Raw genomic sequence first — 21,580 nt, 5'->3', positions numbered from 1 at the left:
AAACTGAAAAATATTTCACAATTCCTGCAAGGATTGCTATATTACATCCAGCCTTTTTCCGTCTCTAGAACGTAAGCGGCTACGTCTTCTATCTGCTTGTCGTTTAAGCGACCTTTAAAAGCAGGCATGGCATTTTTGCCATTCTGTACCTGAGTGACAATAGCCTCAATTGAATTCATGTTGTACTTCTGTAAAGCCTCTTTCTGTAGAGTTTTGGCAGCAGTAACAACATTGCGCCCTCCCTGATGACAGGCGGCACAAGTGGCACTAAAAATTTTGGCTCCGCTAGCCGGGTCTGCTGCGAAAGCAGGACTAGCGAAGGCAAGGAGAATAAATGCGATCGCTATAACTATGACTGAAAATAACTTTCTCAAGCTGCTCCTCCTCACTCGGCGCGTGCCAAAGCACTGATAATGCCCATATTTTTGAGGAGAGCGGCTTGCTATGTCAAAAGACAGGTTGTCATACTTCGAGATGAACCTACAATTATTCTGCGGATAAATTGCTGCCCTTAGCTAAGAACTTCCTTTAGCTCGTGCTGGCTCCAAAGTGAGCGGTAAAGCCCAGCTTGTTGCAAAAGTTGCGTATGAGTACCAGACTGAACAATTTCACCTTTTTCCATTACAAAAATTCGGTTAGCAGTCGCAGCAGCAGATAATTGATGGGAGATAAAAATAACAGTTTTGCGCTGGATACCTTCAGAAAGATTTCTCAAAATGGCGGTAGCTGTTTGATTATCTACGCTAGATAGCGCGTCATCCAAAATTAGAATTGGCGCATCTATTAACAAAGCACGAGCAAGCGCAGTCCGCTGTCTTTGTCCCCCAGAAAGGGTGATGCCGCGCTCTCCGACAATCGTTTCGTATTGTTGAGGGAAGTTAATAATTTCCTGATCGATTTGTGCTTGCTTGGCAGCATATTCAATTTCTGAGTGTTCAGCTAGGGGATTGCCGTAGCGAATGTTGTTTTTGATGGTGGCGCTGAAGAGAAAACTGTCTTGGGGAACATAAGCGATCGCACCCCGCAAATCTTGTAATTTCAACTTGGTGATATCATAGCGATCCAGAAACAAAGTATCCCTATTGATATCCAACAGGCGGGGTATGGCATTTGCCAGCGTCGATTTTCCAGAACCAATGGAACCGACAATCGCTACAGTTTCCCCAGGTTCAATTTTAAAGTTGATATTATTCAGGGCTGGTGTCGTGGCTCCCGGATAGGTATAAGTGAGGTGACTAGCCTTAAGTTGACCTCTGACTTCTTCCTGTGGCAATGCGATCGCATCTGGAGCATCTTTAACTTTTGCTTCTGCCATTAAAATTGACTCGATGCGGTCGATACTAACTTCACCCCGTTGGTAAGCGGTAATCGTAAATCCTAGTAAAGCTGTGGGGAAAACTAATCGCTCAGCATAGAGAATTAGTACCAGAAAGTCCCCAATTGTAATCGCACCAGCAACAATTGACCTAGATCCCAGCCACAGCAAGAGCAATATGCTGATAAAAGCTAGACCTTGAATGAAGGGAAACAAGGTATTTCGCGTTTTCGCCAGTTGCAGATTTGCTTGTAAAAGACGGTCGTTCAGCCTTCCGAAGGCGCGACGCTCGTTTTCTTCTTGGGCATAGATTTTAATCAGGGCGATACCACTCATATCTTCCTGAATCAATTCGCTGATGCTGGATAATTCCTCTTGCAAAACCAGCTGTTCGTTACGCAGGCGATCGCTAAACATCTGCACAATAATCAGCATGAACGGGTAAACTGCGATCGCTACCAGAGTCAACCGCAAATCTATTGACATCATCACTGGCAAAGTTAGGGCATAAGCAAAAATCGTATTTGCCAGACTCAAAACTGCAAACCCCAACAACCGCCGGATATTCTCCACATCACTTGTCGCCCTGCTAATCAAATCTCCAGCAGTGTTAATGGAAAAATAAGCCGGTTCCAGAGTCAGCAGATGCTGAAAAATCTTTTGCTTCAGGTCAAATTCTACCTGTCGCCCCAGTCCAAACAGCAGGATACGCGACACCATTCGCACCACCCACATCACCGAAGCCAGCAGCAAAATTAGCACCACAAAGTGCTTGATTTGATCGAAATCAAACGCTAGGCGAAGTTCGTCAATGCTATCCCGAATCAGCAAAGGGATATAAACGCCCAGTCCATTGACAACAAACAGGGCGATGATGCCTAGAGTAGCCGTCCGCCAGTGCGGACGCATATAAGCGCCTAATTTTTGCAGCCGTGAGTGAGCCATGTTAGTCGTTAGTCCCTTGTCCGTTGTCCGTAAAGAATGGCTAATTGCAATCTTGTTTACTGCGATTAGCCATTAGCCATTAGCCATTAGCGCGTGACTAATGACTACTTTAAAGTAATTGCTGATACAGCTGCTTCTACAACAAGAGTGGTGTTAACCAGCCGCGTAAGAAGTAATAGATTGAACTGAGAAACTCTTCCACAATGCGAGTTGTGATCGTCAGCGCTTCCACACTGGGGAGAAAATCTGAGACTTGCAAGCGTCGCACGGGTGTCGCCCCACCTTGAAACGTATAAAAATCTGTAGGTCTGGGAATAATCGTGATACCCAGATTAGAAAACGTCAGATTAGCGCGACGGATATTTAAGGCAGAGGAGACAAGAATAACGCGGCGCGACCTAATACCGCGCTGTCTTAAAATTTCCTCAACCCTTTCAGCACTGGTGCGGAGGTCAACACCTCTGGGTTCTACAACAATTCGGTCTGATGGCACATCTAGCCGACGCAGCACCGTAGCAATATCGTTACCCTCATTAATAGTATTTGTATCTCCTTCCAGGTCAGGTCTTGGCCCAGCGCTGACAACTATCAGAGGGTCATTTCCTCGGTTTCGCTGTTCCCGGTAAAGTTGAGCAGCATAGAGAATGCGATCGCCTGTATCAGTCAACTGAATTTGTGTACGATACGGCAGGTTAGCTTGCGTAGTTCCCCGCCCTAGCACCACAATCGCCCCAGCAGTTTCAGCACCCGCAGGTGTCACGTCAACCGGACAATTGACTTGACAAATTGCCGCCCTTCGTTGCTCTGATAAAATCGCCTCTTGTTCCGCTTGCTGCGCCAGCCAATATGCAAAAATTGGCAAACTGGAAATCAGCAAAATCAAGAACGCTGCCCTAAATTGCCTTACGGCTATGTTTGATACAGCATTCTTGTTTATCCCTCCCAGTCCCAGCAACAACAGGAAAATCGCCGCGCCTACTGGCTTAAGCGGAAACGAGAGAATATTCCATGCAGCTGAGACAACCCTATAGTTGGGATTGTAAAACGACAGCAGGATGACGAGAAATATAATTACTCCGCCAAACCAAGCCAGATATTGCTTGGGAATCCATCTCGTCAGCAAATTGTAGACAATTATGCTAACCAACAGCCAGAGCAGAACCCGCGTTAGTAGTAGAAACATAGGCGGTATTAGGTAATGGGTATTAGGTAATGGCTAAATGGTAATAGGTAATGGGGACTGGAGAATGGGGGAATGGGGACTAGGGACTGGGGGTTAGGGACTAGGGGCTGGGGAATAGGGACTAGGTAAGACTTTTTCCCAATCCCTAATTCCCAATCCCCAATCCCTAATTCCCAATCCCCAATCCCTTTCTATCTGCGTTTCAGCTGTGAGTTAATCGCCTCTGCCACCGACTGAATCACCTTCACACGGGCATAGTATTTATCATTCGCAGCAATAATCGTCCAAGGAGCGTTAGGGGTGCTAGTGCGTTGAATCGCTTGATTTACTGCCACTTCATACAAAGACCATTTTTCCCGATTTCGCCAATCTTCATCGGTGAGTTTATATTGCTTAAACGAGTCATTCTGGCGATCGCAAAACCGCTTGAGTTGTTCTTCTGGACTAAGATGCAGCCAGAACTTAACCAAAACGTAGCCAGCACTGGTAAGCTGAGCTTCAAACTCATTGATTTCCTGGTAGGCTCTGTGCCATTCCCGTTCTGTAGCAAAGCCTTCGACACGCTCCACTAGCACTCGCCCGTACCAGCTGCGGTCAAAAATGCCAATCGTCCCGGCTGTGGGCAACCAGCGCCAGAACCGCCATAAGTAGTGATGGGCTTTTTCCTCATCTGTGGGTGCGGCGAAGGGATGAACAATGTAACTGCGAGGGTCTAGGGCATCAGTTAAGCGTTTGATGGCTCCACCTTTACCCGCAGCGTCCCAGCCTTCAAACAGAACCAACACTGGCACTTGAGCTTCGTGAATCTTCATCTGGAGTTTACGCATCTCGACTTGTTCGTGGCGTAACTGCTGTTTGTACTCATCCTTTGAGATGCAGAGATTCAGATCGACGCGGGCTAATAAGTTTGGTTCTGCTGGGTTAAGGTGTTCTTGCGGGGGTAATGCTGGGATTACTGGTGCCTGAATGTGCAGTCTGTCGAGTGCTTCTGTAAGGGTAGCTGCCATTTGGGTGAGGACTTTTACCCTGCTAAAGCGTTGACAGTTCCCTTCTACTAATGTCCAAGGTGCGGGGCCAGTGCTGGTTTGGACAAGCATGTCCTCGGCATAATTAATATACTGGTCGTAGCGTTTTTCTTGCTGCCAGTCTTCTGGTCGCACTCGCCAAGCTTCTAAGGGATCTGCTGCATATTTTTTCAGTCGGTGCTTTAACTCTTTGCGACCCAGATGAATCCAGAATTTAGCGATCGCATTTCCATCATCCACCAACTGACGCTCAAAGGCGTTAATCTGCGATATCACTGTTGGGATTTCCCCGGAAGATGCTCGTTCAAATAGCCTGTCTTCTAAAACGCGAGTGTACCAGCTGTGATAGAAAATCCCAATGCTACCCTTGCTTGGTAGTTTCTGCCAAAAACGCCACAAAAATGGGTATTGTTGCTCTTGCTCGTTGGGAGGCCAAATCGGGTGAACGGTAAAGCCTCGCGGGTCCATGTAGTTTACCATTTTCTTCACCAGGGAACCCTTACCCGCAGCTGCCCAACCTTCCAGCACTACAATCATCGGTAATTTTTTTTCCCAGCAGGATTTTTGGAGCGATCGCAGCGATCGCATCAAAGTCTCCATCTGAGACTTATAAGTGCTTTTATCCAGGGAACGTTCCAGATCCAGAGTGTCTAACATGGCGTTTAATGGGTAGCAACTGTACTTTCCTCGTCCCTAGGCTGCGGCCTAGGAACGCAATTCTGGGAAGGCCAGCCTCCCCTAATCTGTACAAAGCTTACGCTAAGACCATTAGTATTCCCTATAGCAATCTTATTTGCTTAGAAAACTTATAAGATAATTGTACTAATAAAATAAAATTCGCTTATAGTTATGAACAAAGTCTTAGTTATTATAAGCTGCGATAAACTGCCGATATTAGTTAAAAAAATTACCGGAGTTTAACCCCAGTTTTAGGAGAGGGTTAGTAAAAAAACCGAGAAGAGAACCCGATTTTGTAAAGACAGAATTAAGCTGAAATTGAGGCAAGACGCATAATTGTGTTTTGTGTAAATGAGTGTCATTTACTCGGAGATGATCTATGTGGATAGGGTTCGGCTGCTTCGCCACTCACAAAAGTTTGTCTTACAAACAGTCGTTTGTAAAACACGTAAATGAGTTGTGTTAGATATGTTTTTTTTTCGGGAACTCTAAGTAAAAGTGATAGATAAAAACCAGGAGCCATATACTTGTAGGTACTGAAAGCCAATCCTCAGAGTGGAGATTAATTGAGACGGAGTTTTTGGGTTTAAAAGGTGAAGCTAGGGAACAGCAAGTTTGGGATCGGCTCCATCAAACTTTTAGATAAGGAGAGGGGTTGTTCTTTGGAGCTACTATATATCTTTAAAATAACAGTAAAATCGAAAATACCCAGATTTTCTAATTCTTAGTAAGTAATTACACTTAATTATTAAGCTTAAGCTTTGTACTCTAAAGAATATTAAAATTGATAAAGCTACGTCAAAGAAAATACTTTAATATTTTGGCTCTAATTATTTTATATTTATGGTAAAGGTAAAAATATTTTTTGTTGCTATACAAATATAATTAAATTACAAACTTTCTTAAGAAAGGGCTAGAAAGAGCCATAGGTAAGTAGAGACAAAAGTTATTCATTTTTATGTCCTTTGCACTCTCTAGCGGATGAGCATGAAGATATTTATATTTTTGAGGTTGAACCAGTATTGATTAGGTTATAAATTGTGAGGAATCCTACGAATTCTTTTAATCTTTCCACGCATTTTCACTGATATGATTAGTTCAAGAAAATCTATGATGACGAACCTGAATCAAGGGCAACGCACCCTGAAGCTGAACCGAGTAACTCAGATCGGGTTTAGTGCTGTTTTGGCAACAATGGTGGGAGTCGGAATCATTTCTAAACTCAGTATGGGTAGACTAGTTGATGCTCTCAACTGGGTCAGCCACACCTATGAAGTGGAAGCCGAATTGAGAGCGTTAGAAAAAGTCTTGCTAGACGCTGAAACTGGGGAGCGAGGCTTTCTATTTACTAACAAAGAGGAATTCTTAGAACCTTACAACAGTTCCATTAAAGAACTTAAAGCTCATTTTTCCAAGCTAGAAATCCTGATCCGAGACAATCCAGAGCAATTAAAAAGGCTGGATCGCATAGAAGATTTAGCACAGCAAAAAATGGATAATCTGGCGCAGACCATTGCCCTCAAGAAAGCAGGCAAGGAGCAGATACTAAGAGAGCTAGTAGTGTCTGGCACAGGTAAACAGATTATGGATCAAATCCGGGCGCGGCTTGATGAAATGATTGATGTAGAGGACGAACTACTCAATAAACGCAAGGAGGATGCGAGCCGGACTGAGCAACTCACGACACTTGTTTCTCTGGGTGGAACTGCTCTGGCAATTTTGCTAGGTATCCTGTGTTTATTGTTTATCGCCCGCAAAGTCATTCGACCAATTAATCAGGTGGCGAATATCATTGCCAGTTCTTCGAGCGAAATCGCTGCGATGACTACCCAGCAGGAGAGCATCGCCGCTCAACAAGCTTCGTCCGTTCATCAGGCTACTGCCACAATGGACAAATTGGGCGCATCTTCTAAGCAGTCGGCGGAACAGGCGGAAGTAGCAGCCACTGGAGCTCGACAAGTGGCTTCTTTAGCAGAAACTGGAACCAGAGCTGTTGAATATACGCTGGAAGATATGGCAATTTTAAGGGAGAAGGTCTTAGCGATCGCTGAACAAATTCTGTGCCTGAGCGAACAAACCAATCAAATTCGCAGTATTTCTGGTTTAGTAAGCGATCTGGCTAATCAAACTAATATGCTGGCGCTAAATGCTGCCGTAGAAGCAGTACGGGCAGGTGAACATGGTAAAGGCTTTGCAGTTGTTGCAAGTGAAATTCGCAAACTAGCAGACCAGAGCAAAAAATCTGCCGGGAAAATCAATATCCTGGTTGCTGAGATTCAGGGCGCGATTAACTCTACCATGATGGTAACAAACGAAGGCACCAAGACTGTTGAGCAGGGAGTAAAAACGGCTGAGGGAACTGCCGAAACATTTATAAAGGTGGCAAATGCCATTAGCAGTGTGGTGATGAGTAGCCAGCAAATTTCGCTAACCGCTAAACAACAGGCGATTGCCGTTCAACAAGTCGTAGATGCCATGAATATCCTGAATCAAGGTGCTACCGAAACTGCCTGCGGCATTAGCCAAACTAAAACAGGCACTCTAAAACTGAATGAAGCCGCATTGAATTTGCAAGCTGTGGTCTAAAAAAAGTTCGTTTGCTTACAAATGTTTTAAGCCAAGCTATATCTAATTCATGAGGTAAACTTTATAGTACACACTAGACATCTTGCAGAATCTATCTAGGCTTATCTGTACTGTAGCCGATAAAGTTTATTCTTTTGTCTCTTGTTGTCCCAGTCCCAGCAGTGGGTAAGTTAAATCCAATCTGAAGTAATGGGCAAGCCCCTTGTCCGAATTGTGGTTCGGTAAAAATTTGGAATAAGGGTATCCGCTGTAACTGTTGTGGAAGGAAGCTAGACCGAAGCGATCATAGAAACAAACGCTAATCAATAAAAAACCCCCACAGTTTTCTAGCAGGAGCTTTTTATTTTATGTCCCAAATGGGGCAAACTAGAACTGGTTTGATCCATCTAGCTCCTTCCACAAAATTACAGCTCCATTACTGCGAAGAACTACCATGCCGTGTTAAGTCAATAATCTATCTTGCAGTCCGTGGCTTATGGCTCAATCTATCTTGTGCGACTGGTAAGGGAATAGCTAATGCGATCGCACTCTTGAAAAGCCCTCAACTGCTGACTATTCCACCTGTTGCATTTTCACTGTCTCCTGTTAGTCTTAGCTCACAGCTAAATTTTGTTTGAGATGATAGGTGTATGAATATCGAAAAGCATCTGAGACTAAACAAGAATTTGTCCAGTACTCTACCAGGCATTCGACCTCTGCGTACTCTAGCGCTTTTCCTGTTCGTTTCATCTTTTTCTGCCGAAGCTATCGCCCTTCAGAAGACAACTAACCTTAGAACCTTTGCTGATTGGTGTTTAAATAAAGCCAATTTGAGCGAGGAGACAAAATTCACTGTTGATGTGCTGTTGCAAGCAGCTAAAACTCAAGATTGTAATCAGGTTGACAAGTTTCTTTCGACTCTCAGTGAGCTGGGTATCTACGACAAGCGAATAACCGACCTTAGGCCCTTATCAACACTCACCAACCTGACTGGACTCTACCTCAGGGACAATCAAATAACTGATCTTAAACCCTTGTCATCGCTGACCAACCTGACTCGACTCGACCTCGGTAATAATCAAATAGGCGACCTTAAACCCTTGTCATCGCTGACCAACCTGACAGAACTCTCCGTCAATAACAATCAAATAACTGATCTTAAACCCTTGTCATCGCTAACCAACCTGGCAGGCCTTTACCTCTACAACAATCAAATAGCCAACCTCAAACCCTTGTCATCTCTGACCAACCTGACTGGACTCAACGTCAGTAACAATCAAATAGCCGACCTCAAGCCTTTGTCAACACTCACCAACCTGACTTTCCTCGCCGTCCACAACAATCAAATAGCCGACCTTAAACCCTTGTCATCACTCACAAGCCTGACTGAACTCAGGCTCAACAACAATCAAATAGCCGACCTTAAACCCTTGTCATCACTGACCAAGCTGGCTGCACTCGACCTCCATAACAATCAAATAGCTGACCTTAAACCCTTGTTATCACTAACCAACCTGAGTTCCCTCTTTCTTAACAGCAATCAAATAGCTGACTTTAATTCTTTGTCAACACTCACCAAGCTCGCTACTCTCTCTCTCGGTAACAATCAAATGGCCGACCTTAAACCCTTGTCAACACTCACCAAACTGACTTTTCTTGCCGTCCATAAGAATCAAATAGCCGACCTCAAACCTTTGTCAGCACTCACCAAGCTGACTTACCTCTCTCTCGGTAACAATCAAATAGCCGACCTTAAACCCTTGTCAGCACTCACCCAGCTGACCAGCCTCTCCATCCATAACAATCAAATAACCGACCTTAAACCCTTGTCAACACTCACCAACCTGACTGACCTCTTTGCTTATAACAATCAAATAACCGACCTTAAACCCTTATCAAAACTCACTAACCTGGCTTACCTCTCTGTTTATAACAATCAAACACTCACCGATAAAACTTGCCCTATCAAACCCGCATCTATCTGTAAATTCGTACCTTGATAAAGTGACTGAAACTCAGCTTTAATAAGCTAAGACTTTCCCAACTTGCCCAACAATTGGGGATAGTATTAATAGCGTTACATCTGCTCCCAAAATTTGTTTGTCCCTAACTTTTAGGTAAGCTGGCAGCTGGGATAAGTTCCAGTGTTCTGGGTAATAACGTTAAAACAGTGCCTTATAAAGAGCTGTTTGTGGGAATCTACCCTGGAAGCGATCGCTTTAATATTGCGGAAACTATCTGACGAGTCTCTTGAAGAAACGTAATGCAGCAGCAAGATTGATGAGAACTGGAAAGAAGGGTATTTGGATCATCTTTGCCCTAAAATTTCAGCGTTGGGCTGAAAAATTTCTAGCTTGAGAACTATTAGTTTCCCAAGCTAGGCCGATTGGATATAAATTTATGAAACAAAACTTATTGATGCTCAGAGTATAGGTAGTGGTAAGGGCGGTAATTTCGAGATTACTGCTGAGGGCTATTTTCGAGTTACTAATGCTTTCATAGCTTTGAATTCTACCAACTTTAGCATTGCTATTTCTGAAAGTGGCGCTGGTGCAGTTACTAAGCATCAAGAGTGCGCCATCGCCATCGCCGAATCCTAGCGACAATTTCCAGTTAGATAAGGGAATTGATAAAGACCTTCAAGGAAAGACGCGATCGCAAGTACCAATAGTACGCCCAAATGACCAAAAACCGCTGTGCCGCAGACAGTCTCGCACAAGAAGAACGCCGGGTTGTACAATTGCCACGCTGCCAAAATCCTCCAGAATTTCTCCCTCAGCCAGCCAAACTCAATAATCAGAAGCAATTAACTCCATAGCTGATGGTGGGGAAATTCTGATATTTTGTACAATTGTCAATAATAAGAGGCAATCGCCTCCGGGAGCATCCTTCCTTTGGTGTTGCCGGGAATACGTCCAGAGCTACTGCCAGATAAGCAAACAACGGATAAAATTACTGAGAATGTGACTTGCTGCACACAGCTGGTTATTCTTTAAAAGCAAGCCATTCTAAATTGTGAGAAGGTATTGAACGTGTCGCAAGCCAAACAAACGATTTTAGTAACTGGTGGAGCTGGATATATCGGAACCCATGCCGTACTAGCTCTGTTAAATGCAGGCTATGAGGTGGTAGTGCTGGATAACCTGGTGTACGGACATCGGGAACTGGTGGAAAATGTACTCAAGGTAGAGCTAGTGGTTGGAGATACAAGCGATCGCGCTCTCCTCGACAACCTGTTCGCCACTCGCAACATTGCCGCAGTCATGCACTTCGCCGCCTATATTGCCGTGGGAGAGTCTGTAACCAACCCAGCCATATACTACCGCAACAACGTCAACGGCACACTCACCTTGCTAGAAGCAATGGTGGCGGCAAACATCAACAAGTTTGTCTTTTCTTCGACTTGCGCCATCTACGGAATGCCGCAGGAAGTGCCGATGACCGAACATCATCCCCAAAATCCTCTCAGTCCCTATGCGACGAGTAAGTGGATGGTTGAGAAAATTCTCGCAGATTTTGATTTCGCCTACGGCTTAAAATCAGTCGCTTTTCGCTACTTCAATGCCAGCGGTGCTAACCCCGACGGGTTACTAGGTGAAGATCATAACCCGGAAACTCACCTGATCCCTCTCGTGTTACAGACAGCTCTAGGGAAACGGGAATCGATCTCTATTTTAGGCACCGATTACGATACACCCGATGGCACCTGTCTTCGAGACTACATCCACGTCAGCGATCTAGCAGATGCCCACGTTTTAGGCTTAAAGTATCTGTTGGAAGGGGGAAAAAGCGATGTGTTTAACTTAGGCAACGGCAACGGCTTCTCAGTCAGAGAAGTGATTAACACAGCCCAAACTGTAACTGGACGTGAGATCAAAGCGATAGAATGCGATCGCCGTCCCGGAGACGCTCCTATTTTAGTCGGCAGCAGCGACAAAGCCAAAAAAACTCTCGGTTGGTGTCCTCAATACGCAGACTTGAGTAAAATCGTTGCTGACGCTTGGCAATGGCATCAGCAGCGACATGGATAATTCTGGAGTAGAAGTCAGATTAAGGCGGTTAGAATCGATTGTTGAACAAATCGCGGAAGCGGTACTTGCCACAACCGAGACAATTGATCGTCTTACTGACCGGGTGGATGCTCTGACAATTCAAGTACAAGAACAAGGGCATCAAGTGCAACAACAGCACTATCAAATCTTTGCCTTGAGTGACGCAGTGCAAACTCTAGCAGAAACTCAGGATGATTCTCTAATGCGGCTAACGCAGCTTACAGTAGCTTTACAACGCCTTGTCGATGCAATCGTTGCATCCGAAGACCATACCGAACCATAAAATCGGTCAACTTCTTTACTGTGTCCCGATTGGCACTGGGGCAACGGGAAAAAAGTGGAAGTACCAATATACTCCAAATGGAGAGTTTTCATGCACTTTCTTCGCAAGTATGCTGTCATACTTCCTATAACTGCTGTCGTTAGTTTTTTGAGTGTTAGTTGTAGCGGCAGCAAAATTACCCAGTGTCAAAAAATCTTCCAGATTACCAATGGGACGGTTAATGAAATAAAAACCGTCACCGATGGTGGTAGAAATAGCTCTTCGGAAGCTCTACTCAAAACAGCGGATATCTGGAACAAAGCAGCTCAAGAAATGGAAGCTGTCAAAGTCAACGACGAGCAGCTAAAAAAGTTTAAAGCCGATTTTACCAAGATGTATCGAGATAGTAGTAAATCCACCCGCGACTATGTTGTTGCTCTTAAAAAAAGAGATTTTACCGCAGTTGATGTCGGGTTTAAAAACTTGCAAAAATCCTATAATCCAGAGAAATATTTGGTGAATAGGATTAACAACTACTGTTCTGGTAGCTGATAATAAACCGTCCCTTATTGCACCACTCAAAAACTGATAAATCTCTTGATGAGTTGATAAGTAGGTAGACATAATTAAAATAAACATCTGGTGTAGGCTAGTTTGCTGAGGGGTGGCGTATCTTCCCCTTAGCAATCTGGCAATATTTGGCTCGGCTGTTCCCGTCACCTTGCTAAGGACATGGCATTGCCATGTCCCTACAGATCGCCCCTAACCCTTAAATTGCGATAAAACTATTAACTGTAAAAACTTATTAATTGAATCCCAGAATTTCTCCAATTGCTTTCACAATATCTAGATAAAAGTTTCCTTGCATTCCTCGAAATACTTCAAAATCTCCAGCAGAACCAAAAAATGGTCTAAGCGTCCAACCCAGTTGACAGCCAACTAAAGCATAAAGTACCAACCAAAATTTCAAAATGTTTGTCCGGGTATCTTGTCCTTCTTTATCTGGCTCAGACATTGACTGCATACCTTGATACAGGAAAGTAATGCCAATAAATCCGGTAACGGCAAACATGAAAACATTTAACAATTTAAAAAATTGGTAGTTGTAGGCAGTAATCATAAAAAATAGTGTGACTGGTGCCAAACTAAATAAGAGAACGCTAATTACCGCTACACACGTCATCAATATGGCAAAATACTGTCCAATACTTCTGCTGGAACCGAAAATAATACTAAAAAAGTACAATGTCGGTAAACAAAGTATCAGCGTCATCAAGTAAAGGCATGGGAGTTTGAAAGCTGAGGATAAGGCTTGTAAAACACTATGAGATGAACCAATAATCGCGCCGTAAAAGGCAAAAAATATGGAGCTGCAAACGAGTAGGGAGATGATTTTGCTGGGAAGCCTTACGCCTTGGCGAATTTCTTCCATAAAACTGGAGCGATCGCGCAACAACTGCATTAACACACCAAAATATTGTGTTGCCTGAAATTTTCGCTGAATCATGTTCTTATCCCTTAAGCTCATAATTTTCCCTAGCCCTGTTATAACCGATAGACAAGAGGCGGCAAGAATATTTTATTCAACAGCAGCAAATAGGCTGATTCCGGTGATGACAACTATTTTCTGTAGTCGCTTCCGGAACCGTACTGCCAAGCTTGGCAGTAGCGATCGCAGTAATATCTACCGAGGGGCAGCAACTTTTTCCGAAACGGTTCTAAGGCTGTTCCTAGCCTATCTAAGGCGGTATAGGTTCCCAGGTTAATGTAGTGAACCATCCAATCTAGCAGCATCACCAAGCCCACCTGGGGAATGATTTGAAGCACTATTCCCGGCTTGGTGAATAAGGTTTTAATTAGCGTTTTGGTCAAGGCGGGAAACTGGACGACATCTTGCAAAAATGGGCGTAAAACGTCGTCCCCTAATTGTTCCATCGCCTGAAACACTCCCGAAAGAAGCTGATTTATTTGATTTGGATCAACTTTTTGATCGACACCTACGCCCATCGTTCGCTGAAACAGCCACGTTACGGCAATGTTGGGCTGATAAGGTTGCAAAAGTGCCAAAGCATTCTGCGAAAGTGCATCTGTTTGTAAAGCTTCGTGAATGCCTTCTGTTAATCGTTTCAGATGCCGCACCATCGCCCCAAATCCGCCAAAGCTTACGGGAGATTGGTTTCCACTGCTATCTCCCACTGGCAAAATCCGATTCCAAGGCATTCTAATTGGGTTTTTGCGATAGGAGGGAAAGAAGCCAAACAGAACTCTTTCAAATTGCAGTTGGGAAAGTTCTACGCTTTGATATTCTGGCAACAAACGCAGGTATTCTTCAAAGAAAAATTCTAAACTGGGGCGGCTGTTGTCAGCATCCAGATAGGTAAATAAATACGTAGTTCTGCCGTCTCGTGCTGGAAAGGCTTCCCAAAAATACTGGCATTGGTTCTGAATTGGGGTGAAAGATGCGATCAGATCGCCTGTTTCATTGTGCGGATATCCTTTGGCGCAGCTACCTACAACTAAGCAAACACCATCCGGTTTTTCTCCTTGTCTCACTTGCTGGACAATGGGCGAAAAATTACCCATTGCATCTAGTAGTAACCGCGTTTTTAAGCCACCAGCAGCCTCTACTATAACGCCATCTGGGTGAACAACTGCTCCTGCGAATGGGGTGCTTTCAAAAAGTTTACCACCAGCAGCTAGAAATTTTGATTTGAGGGTTTCCAGGAGAAAAACAGGGTCAATGCCGATGTTTAAAACGTCGCGCACCCAAACTTCAGAGCCACCCAGGAAGCTGACGCGGGCGGGGTTATATTGGGTAGCGATCGCTTTCTCTAATTCTGCCTCTGAAAGCAGACTCAATTCCAAAAATACTTCTAATTCTTGGCGCGAAATATTCCATTCTTGCTCTCTACCCCGCAATATTCCCCTTTCAATTAAGGCAACTCGCCAACCTAATTGTGCTAACGCTGTACCAATTAAAATTCCCAAGGTGCCGCCGCAAATTACCACGTCCCACTCTACAGTCGTAAGAGGCTCTTGGCTGTTTTTTACTACCATTGGAATTGGCAGTGTATCTTCTTTGATTGCTTGCCAGAGGCTATCGACTTGACGCAGTCCGTCCAGAGGATTTCCGGGTAGTTGAGATAATATTTGTTCTGTTAAGCTCATGGGGGTCTACTAAAATGCTCCGATTACATCATAATTGGTAAGAGTATTAAAGAGTTTTAATCGCAGAGGCAAGAGAGAACGCAGAGGAAGAGAACAAAGAAGCGATCGCATTTTTTGAGAAGTGGCCTGCTAGGCTAAATGCAAAGCTACTAGTATATTATTACGCAGTTAGCTTTGTTGGGAGTGATTCCACTGGAGGCGTTGGGAATTGAATTAGATTTACAAAATCAGCAGTTAATCGTCTTGCCTATGAGCCCGACTGCATGTTATTTAAGAATTTAGTGAGGGCAAAATGGGAAAGCGATCGCGCTCGGTATTTACCCGAACCGATCGCCGACGACAATTTGAGTAAAATGATTGGCGATAACTAACACTCGAACGCGATCGCATAATGCAAAAGCCATTTCAAGAGCCTAAACTACCGCTTCCACCACCACTAATGATGTCGGAGTCCGGCTCCTTTGCTCACTATACCCTTACCTCGCGGCTTCCAGCGATCGCGCGGCGGGTAATTGCTGAAAATGACTTTACCCCAAAAATTGTCAATAATCTGGAAACCCTGATTCAAGAATTAGCTGATGGGAGTGTGCGATCGCTTACAGATGACAACTCACCAGATTTAACATCTTGGAATACATATTTAGAACCTTTTGTCGGGAAGCGATGGCTGGATATTCCCTGGTTTTTTGCGGAAGCATACTTTTTTCGTCGTATCCTTGAAGCAACGCATTACTTCCTACCAGGCTCTTCCCAGAGTGTAGATCCGTATGCAGTGCAAAAATATAGAGGTTTGGAAACGGCAAATGATTCTATAAAAGCAATCAGCACTAAAATTAACAATAGTGAAAAAGACACAACAAGTCTAATCGCACTGCTCTATTTTGTACTGTGGGGAAATCGAGCCGATCTCAGTCTTTGGCCTGTAGATGCGGTTGATTCTAACTACAATAGCCTGGAAAATCACCCCGAACAGACACACGTTTTAGTAGATGATACATCAGTAATCTCGGATAAAATTGCCAACTTTGATAAAGTACGGATTGATTTTATCGTGGACAATGCTGGTTTGGAACTTGTCAGCGATTTGTGCTTAGCAGACTACCTGTTAGATACTAATGCTGCAAAGGTTGTTTACCTGCACCTCAAGCCTTATCCTACTTTTGTTTCTGATGCGACAATTAAAGATGTCCACAGCACTCTAAAAATTCTGGCTACTGATGAGAATAGGGAAGTGCGATGCTTAAGCTTTCGCCTGCAAGATTACATCAATTCCAATCGTTTGTGTCTTGTAGACGATTTATTTTGGACATCCCCTTTAGTCTTCTGGGAAATGCCAGAATCATTGCAACAAGACTTAGCGCAATCAAGTTTAATTTTCGTCAAAGGAGATGCTAACTACCGCCGCTGTTTAGGCGATCGCCAATGGGATTTTACCACCTCTTTTGCAGATATCACCTGTTACTTTCCCGCCCCCTTTGCTGCTTTACGTACCCTAAAATCAGAAATCGTGGCGGGGCTACAACCAAGTCAATTAGAATCACTATCGCGTCAAGATCCGCAGTGGTTGACAAATGGGCAGTGGGGGGTTATTCAGATTGGGAATTGGGAATAGGGAATATCAAATCCGGTTAATTACCTACAATTTCCCGGAACTCCACCCCGAACGCCTCCCCGCTCCTCGTGGAGAGGAGCTAGGGGGTGAGGTTCTTACCGCGATTTCATATCTGCGATCGCGCCCCTCGTAACGCCAGCGATCGCCGCATCTGTCGCCTTGGGTAAATGATAATATTTCCCTCCCGCCGACTTAGCTAATTCCTTGGCGAAACCAGTGGAAATAAACTTATTTTCCGTGTCAATTACTAACAGTTGAATCTTCAAACCTCGAATCCGGGCAGCAATTTCCAAAAGTTCCCCTTTAATATCCGGCTTTTCCCCAGCTTCAAGCTGTTCGCCCAAAGAACGAGCTAAAGGAATATTCCCGCGCCCATCGGTAATCGCTACGATTACCACCTGACCAATATCCCCAGACATCTGAGCATTCATCCCGACTCGCACCGCCTGAGTCAAACCATGCGCCAGAGGCGAACCGCCGCCGCAAGGCATTCTCTCCAAACGCCGCTTTGCAGAAGCGATAGAACGAGTCGGCGGTAGCAGCACTTCCGCCTGTTCTCCCCGGAAAGGAATCAGCGACACTTGGTCGCGATTCTGATAAGCTTCCGTCAGCAGGCGCATCACCGCACCCTTAGCTGACTGCATCCGGTTCAGCGCCATTGAACCAGAAGCATCAACGACAAAAACCACCAACGCCCCCGCTTTGCGTACCAAGCGTTTCGAGCGAATATCTGCTTGTTCAACAAATACCTGTTTTTGGGGGACTGGGGATTGAGGATTGCTCCGGCTCCTTTCCCGTCTTGCCTTCTGGTATGGTGCAGCTGCTCTGAGAGTGGCATCAACTGCAATTCGGCGCACCTTTCCTTTAGGCAACATCGGCTTAACGTAGCGCCCTCTATCTTCTGAGATGATCAAACTGCGACTTCCCGACTTACCGTGACGTTGCGCCATCTGAGCAAAGTAAAGCACAGTGGGGTCGAGAATTACACCTTCAGGATCGAAGACGAATTCTTCGGGAACACTCGCTTCTTCCTCTTGTGGTTCTTCCGGTTCTTCTTCCTCTTCTTCTTCCTCTTCTTCCTGCTCCTCCTGCTCTTGCTGAGATTCATCTTGGGGGGGCGGTGGCGGCGGTGGCGGTGGCGGCGTTTCCTCTGGAGGTGTCTGCACAACTGTCGCACGCGGCACAATTACCAATTCCACAGCACGACGCAAGTCGTCAGCGATAACATTTGTGCGCCCTTCCAATGCAGCAGCAGCTTTGGCAACTCGCACGGCGAATAATTCGGCTCGATGTCCCTGTACGCCGCCGCGAATTGCTTCATCAACTAGATAAGCGATTTGTTCGCGGGTGATGCGAACATCTTTGAGCCATTCTCGCGCTAAGACAATCTGAGTTTTCAGGTTGTCGATGTCTTCGCGATACATTTGCAAGAATTCTTGAGGAGATTTGGCGTATTCGAGAGCTTGTTCTACTGCCTCCACTCGTTCATCTAAGCCTAGTACACTATCAGCCGAAAGCGCGATCGCAATTCTATCGAGCAAATGTTCTCGCAGTGGCCCTTCTTCCGGGTTGTAGGTGGCAATAAATAAAGACTTACAAGGATGCTGAAAACTAATCCCCTCTCGCTCAATCAAGTTGCGTCCCTCAGATATTACTGAGAGTAGTTGATTGCTAATTTGGTCATCTAGCAGATTAATCTCATCAACATACAAAACGCCCCGATTTGCTGCCGCCAGCAACCCAGGCTGAAACACTGTTTCCCCCTGGCTCACCGACTTTTCGACATCCACCGAACCTAAAAGTCTGTCTTCTGTGATTCCTAGAGGAATTTGCACAAACGGGGCTGGAATTATCTCCGTTGTCACCTCTCCGTCCACGGTTAGGGAGGGGTTCTTACTGGCAATTTCTGCCAAAAGTGTGTCATCCCACTCGCTGGGCTGATTCGGATCGCAGTTACTAATGGAACCCTTGACAACTTCAATTGGAGGTAAAAGCGAGTGTAAGGCGCGTGCCATAACCGATTTAGCCGTCCCGCGACGACCAGCGATCGCTACCCCTCCCAGTCCGGGATCAATTGCTGCCAACAGCAGCGCCATTTTTATTGCTTCTTGCCCCACAACAGCAGCGAGGGGGAAGGCGGGGATAGCTACAGATGCAGGCATAGTTTTAAAGCGATGCAAGTCCAATTTTTCAGCATAGCGCAAAGTTTGTCGCCTTCAACTAAGTCCCCCACTGAAAATCGACCCAATGAACATTGAGAACCAATTTTGCCAATGTTAAATTCGACGCAGACAGTACAAAAATCTCGCATTAAAAAGCCCGAAGTTTTGGATGCTGTCTCAGATACAGAATTTTTTAGTTTTCTACTGAGCGTCTAGTCAATCAATTGGCTGAACATTCAGCCTGATGTTAGGTCAACTCACCGACAAGCATTGGGAAGGATGGCTAAAAATATCGCTAAATGTCCGGTCAGATGGTTGACTGCACGCTTAGTAGGAAACTAAAAAATTCTGTATTTGAGACTACAAAATCAAAACTTTCCTGGCAGAAAAGTTGATTCTGGCTATTAATTTAGTTGGGGTTTATTTTATCTTTCTTAAATCCCTAGCTCGTATTTTTGCTAAGCCTAGATGCGCGATTTGTTGATCCTGTCAAACCAACAAATTATTTTGAGGTTTGATAATGAAAGCGACTCATCTAGCCTTCCAGTCACAAACAAGCAAGCAAAACCCGTTTGTTTCGACTTATGTCGATTCTCAAAACGCCTACTTACCTAAGGCGAATGTCTCTATCGTCGTCACCCACAAATGGGAGAAGACCAAATGACTCGTAGACGTTCCACCCTGGTAGATGAAAAGCAGCTAGCAAAGTTTGCTACCGAGATAAATTTAAACTTCAAAATGAGGTTAGGTCAAGGTGCCATTCGTGAGGGAGGCTACTATAATCCAAATTTACTCAGCAGCACCTTTGAAGCCGTCGTCGGCGCTTATTATCTGGATAACAATTTAGATGTTGAGAAAGTCCGCGATTTTGTAGAACCGTTGTTTGATTCCGTTCCGGAGGATATTGTAGTGTCTCTCTCCAATGTGGACTCGAAAAATCGGTTTCAGCAATGGGTACAAGCAAACCCTGAGCTTAGCTCAATGCCACCTAAGTATGTCACACAACAAGCAGGCGGAACACCCCACGCCCCAGAGTTCATCGCCACAGTGTGTGTGGGCGATAAAGCATACGGGGAAGGTAAAGGCCGCAGTAAAAAAGATGCTGAGAAAGCTGCTGCTGAAGATGCACTGTTCAAACTGAAAAAACGAGGGCTGATCTAAGCTGGAATTTTGGAGAAATTCTAACTTTCGGGTCTTTTGACTTTTAGGCAAAGCATTGCAAACTCTAAAGAAGAGTGGTACCGCAGGCTAAAAGTTAAAAGTTATGAAGCCAAAAGATATACTAGGACTGCTTAAAGAAACGTTTACCGAATGGCAAGAAGATAAAGCGTCGAGGCTGGCGGCAGCTTTAGCATACTACACCGTTTTCTCACTTGCGCCCCTGGTAATTATAGCGATCGCGATCGCGGCTTTGGTATTTGGGCAAGAAGCTGCCCAAGGTGGAATAGAAGAGCAACTTCGAGGTTTACTCGGTAGTCAGGGTGCCGAAGCTGTCGAAGAAATGATCGCAAATTCTCGTAAGGCAGAGCAAGGCACAATTGCTACCCTGATTAGCGTTGGTCTCCTCATGTTCGGTGCTTCCGGCGTTTTTGGACAGTTGCAAGATTCACTCAACACCATCTGGGAAGTTGCGCCCAAGCCTGGACGCGGCATCATAGGCTTTATCAAAGACCGATTTTTGTCCTTCTCGATGGTACTGGGAATTGGCTTTTTGCTCTTGGTTTCGCTGATCTTGAGTGCTGGGTTGTCAGCAGTAGGCAATTATTTCGGTCATTTGATGCCCGGTTTGCCATTCCTGCAAGTCCTAAACTTTCTCCTTTCCTTCGGTGTCGTAACGGTGCTGTTCGCGTTTATTTTTAGAATTTTGCCAGATGCGAAAATCGCCTGGGGTGACGTTTGGATCGGTGCCGCGATCACCTCTTTACTATTTACCATTGGTAAGTATTTACTAGGGCTGTATCTAGGCAATGGCAGCGTCGGGTCAACTTACGGCGCAGCTGGCTCCTTTGTGGTGCTGCTGCTGTGGGTGAATTATTCCGCCCAGATTCTCTTTTTCGGTGCCGAATTTACCCAAGTCTACGCTAACAAGTATGGCTCCCGAATTCTCCCTGCTAAAAATGCCGTACCCCTTACTGAAGAAGCGAGAGCGCAGCAGGGGATACCCCGGACTCAGGACATCAAAAAGGCAGCAGGTGAGCAAGAACAGGGAAGCGCGAGCATATCCAGCTCCTCTACAGGCACAATAGAACGAACGGAGCGCTCAAAATCCAGACACCCGATGGTTAACATCCTCGCCTTAATCATCGGTGTCACCCAAGGCTTTGCCCACTTGGTGGGAGGTAAACGGAGGCGGAACAACCGACCTAAATAAGGGCATCTGTAGCCTTTTGCATCTAGTTCTCAGACAAGCATTAATGGCGATCGTCATTAATGCTTTATATAACTTTTTGTAAAGTTAGTAATTTTTAAGAGTTAATAAATTTCAACCACAAAATCGTATTATAGCCTTTTCCTGTCTAGTGAGGTACGCTCAAAGCATAGAGCATGAGTATTTTCTTGATTAGAGATGAAACCCTACTCCCTTGACCTGCGGCAAAAAATTGTTGACACCTA

The 21,580-nt window shown here is 45.0% G+C and carries 16 protein-coding genes and 2 pseudogenes; 11 read left to right on the top strand and 7 right to left on the bottom strand.

Going from position 1 to position 21,580, the window contains the following annotated elements:
- Positions 1 to 41: 41 nt before the first annotated feature.
- The 4 genes from petJ to pap form a co-directional block, all read right to left on the bottom strand.
- Positions 42 to 374 (bottom strand): cytochrome c6 PetJ, encoded by a 333-nt coding sequence (gene petJ / locus NDI42_RS24670; protein ID WP_190455389.1) that lies wholly within the window; start codon positions 372 to 374, stop codon positions 42 to 44.
- Between the two features lie 137 nt (positions 375 to 511).
- Positions 512 to 2,260 (bottom strand): ABC transporter ATP-binding protein, encoded by a 1,749-nt coding sequence (locus NDI42_RS24665; protein WP_190455386.1) that lies wholly within the window; start codon positions 2,258 to 2,260, stop codon positions 512 to 514.
- 136 nt (positions 2,261 to 2,396) lie between these two features.
- A complete protein-coding gene (locus NDI42_RS24660) occupies positions 2,397 to 3,443 on the bottom strand; it encodes a YdcF family protein (protein ID WP_190443879.1) in 1,047 nt (348 codons plus the stop codon).
- 191 nt (positions 3,444 to 3,634) lie between these two features.
- Positions 3,635 to 5,125, bottom strand: coding sequence for a polyphosphate:AMP phosphotransferase (gene pap / locus NDI42_RS24655; protein WP_190455383.1), 1,491 nt, complete (start codon positions 5,123 to 5,125; stop codon positions 3,635 to 3,637).
- A 1,131-nt stretch (positions 5,126 to 6,256) separates the two neighbouring features.
- Between pap and NDI42_RS24650 the strand changes: the two genes are divergently transcribed.
- From NDI42_RS24650 to NDI42_RS24625, 6 genes are all read left to right on the top strand, one after another.
- Entirely contained in the window at positions 6,257 to 7,732 is a 1,476-nt protein-coding gene (locus NDI42_RS24650; RefSeq protein ID WP_242017641.1) for a CHASE3 domain-containing protein, read from the top strand.
- Between the two features lie 629 nt (positions 7,733 to 8,361).
- A complete protein-coding gene (locus NDI42_RS24645; protein ID WP_190455380.1) occupies positions 8,362 to 9,711 on the top strand; it encodes a leucine-rich repeat domain-containing protein in 1,350 nt (449 codons plus the stop codon).
- 526 nt (positions 9,712 to 10,237) lie between these two features.
- Complete coding sequence (locus NDI42_RS24640) at positions 10,238 to 10,507, top strand: hypothetical protein (RefSeq protein ID WP_190455378.1); 270 nt, start codon at positions 10,238 to 10,240, stop codon at positions 10,505 to 10,507.
- Between the two features lie 236 nt (positions 10,508 to 10,743).
- On the top strand, positions 10,744 to 11,742 hold the full coding sequence (galE, locus tag NDI42_RS24635) for a UDP-glucose 4-epimerase GalE (RefSeq protein WP_190455375.1): 999 nt from the start codon (positions 10,744 to 10,746) through the stop codon (positions 11,740 to 11,742).
- The gene (locus NDI42_RS24630) at positions 11,735 to 12,046 is read left to right on the top strand and encodes a hypothetical protein (protein ID WP_190422387.1); all 312 of its coding nucleotides are present in this window, start codon (positions 11,735 to 11,737) and stop codon (positions 12,044 to 12,046) included. Before galE ends, NDI42_RS24630 begins: the two co-directional genes overlap by 8 nt.
- 90 nt (positions 12,047 to 12,136) lie before the next feature.
- Positions 12,137 to 12,577: a hypothetical protein gene (locus NDI42_RS24625; RefSeq protein ID WP_190455373.1), complete on the top strand. Its 441-nt coding sequence runs from the start codon at positions 12,137 to 12,139 to the stop codon at positions 12,575 to 12,577.
- Positions 12,578 to 12,830: 253 nt separating this feature from the next.
- Here NDI42_RS24625 and NDI42_RS24620 read toward each other — a convergent pair whose 3' ends face one another.
- Together NDI42_RS24620 and NDI42_RS24615 are read right to left on the bottom strand one after the other, a co-directional pair.
- Positions 12,831 to 13,532 carry an actin-binding WH2 domain-containing protein gene (locus NDI42_RS24620; RefSeq protein ID WP_190455370.1) on the bottom strand — a complete coding sequence of 234 codons (702 nt, stop codon included), beginning with the start codon at positions 13,530 to 13,532 and terminating at the stop codon, positions 12,831 to 12,833.
- Positions 13,533 to 13,645: 113 nt separating this feature from the next.
- A complete protein-coding gene (locus NDI42_RS24615; protein ID WP_190455368.1) occupies positions 13,646 to 15,193 on the bottom strand; it encodes an FAD-dependent oxidoreductase in 1,548 nt (515 codons plus the stop codon).
- A gap of 174 nt (positions 15,194 to 15,367) precedes the next feature.
- Between NDI42_RS24615 and NDI42_RS24610 the strand changes: the two are divergent.
- Both NDI42_RS24610 and NDI42_RS24605 read left to right on the top strand, forming a co-directional pair.
- Positions 15,368 to 15,475 (top strand): annotated as a pseudogene (locus NDI42_RS24610) (aspartyl protease); the annotation flags it as partial.
- A 109-nt stretch (positions 15,476 to 15,584) separates the two neighbouring features.
- A complete protein-coding gene (locus NDI42_RS24605) occupies positions 15,585 to 16,805 on the top strand; it encodes a damage-control phosphatase ARMT1 family protein (RefSeq protein WP_190455365.1) in 1,221 nt (406 codons plus the stop codon).
- Positions 16,806 to 16,900: 95 nt separating this feature from the next.
- Here NDI42_RS24605 and bchD read toward each other — a convergent pair whose 3' ends face one another.
- Positions 16,901 to 18,967 carry a magnesium chelatase ATPase subunit D gene (bchD, locus tag NDI42_RS24600; protein WP_190455363.1) on the bottom strand — a complete coding sequence of 689 codons (2,067 nt, stop codon included), beginning with the start codon at positions 18,965 to 18,967 and terminating at the stop codon, positions 16,901 to 16,903.
- A 520-nt stretch (positions 18,968 to 19,487) separates the two neighbouring features.
- Between bchD and NDI42_RS24595 the strand changes: the two genes are divergently transcribed.
- The 3 genes and pseudogenes from NDI42_RS24595 (at position 19,488) to NDI42_RS24585 (ending at position 21,338) form a co-directional block, all read left to right on the top strand.
- Positions 19,488 to 19,631 carry a hypothetical protein gene (locus tag NDI42_RS24595; RefSeq protein WP_348231664.1) on the top strand — a complete coding sequence of 48 codons (144 nt, stop codon included), beginning with the start codon at positions 19,488 to 19,490 and terminating at the stop codon, positions 19,629 to 19,631.
- A pseudogene (locus NDI42_RS24590) lies at positions 19,583 to 20,128 on the top strand (putative dsRNA-binding protein); the annotation flags it as partial. The gene NDI42_RS24595 and the pseudogene NDI42_RS24590, both read left to right, overlap by 49 nt.
- Before the next feature lie 103 nt (positions 20,129 to 20,231).
- The gene (locus tag NDI42_RS24585; protein ID WP_190455358.1) at positions 20,232 to 21,338 is read left to right on the top strand and encodes a YihY/virulence factor BrkB family protein; all 1,107 of its coding nucleotides are present in this window, start codon (positions 20,232 to 20,234) and stop codon (positions 21,336 to 21,338) included.
- The last annotated feature ends 242 nt before the right edge of the window (positions 21,339 to 21,580 follow it).

The organism is Funiculus sociatus GB2-C1, from assembly GCF_039962115.1.
Lineage (GTDB): Bacteria > Cyanobacteriota > Cyanobacteriia > Cyanobacteriales > FACHB-T130 > Funiculus > Funiculus sociatus.
The sequence above is the reverse complement of the archived record's forward strand: the minus strand, read 5'-3'. Positions and strand labels throughout refer to the sequence as shown.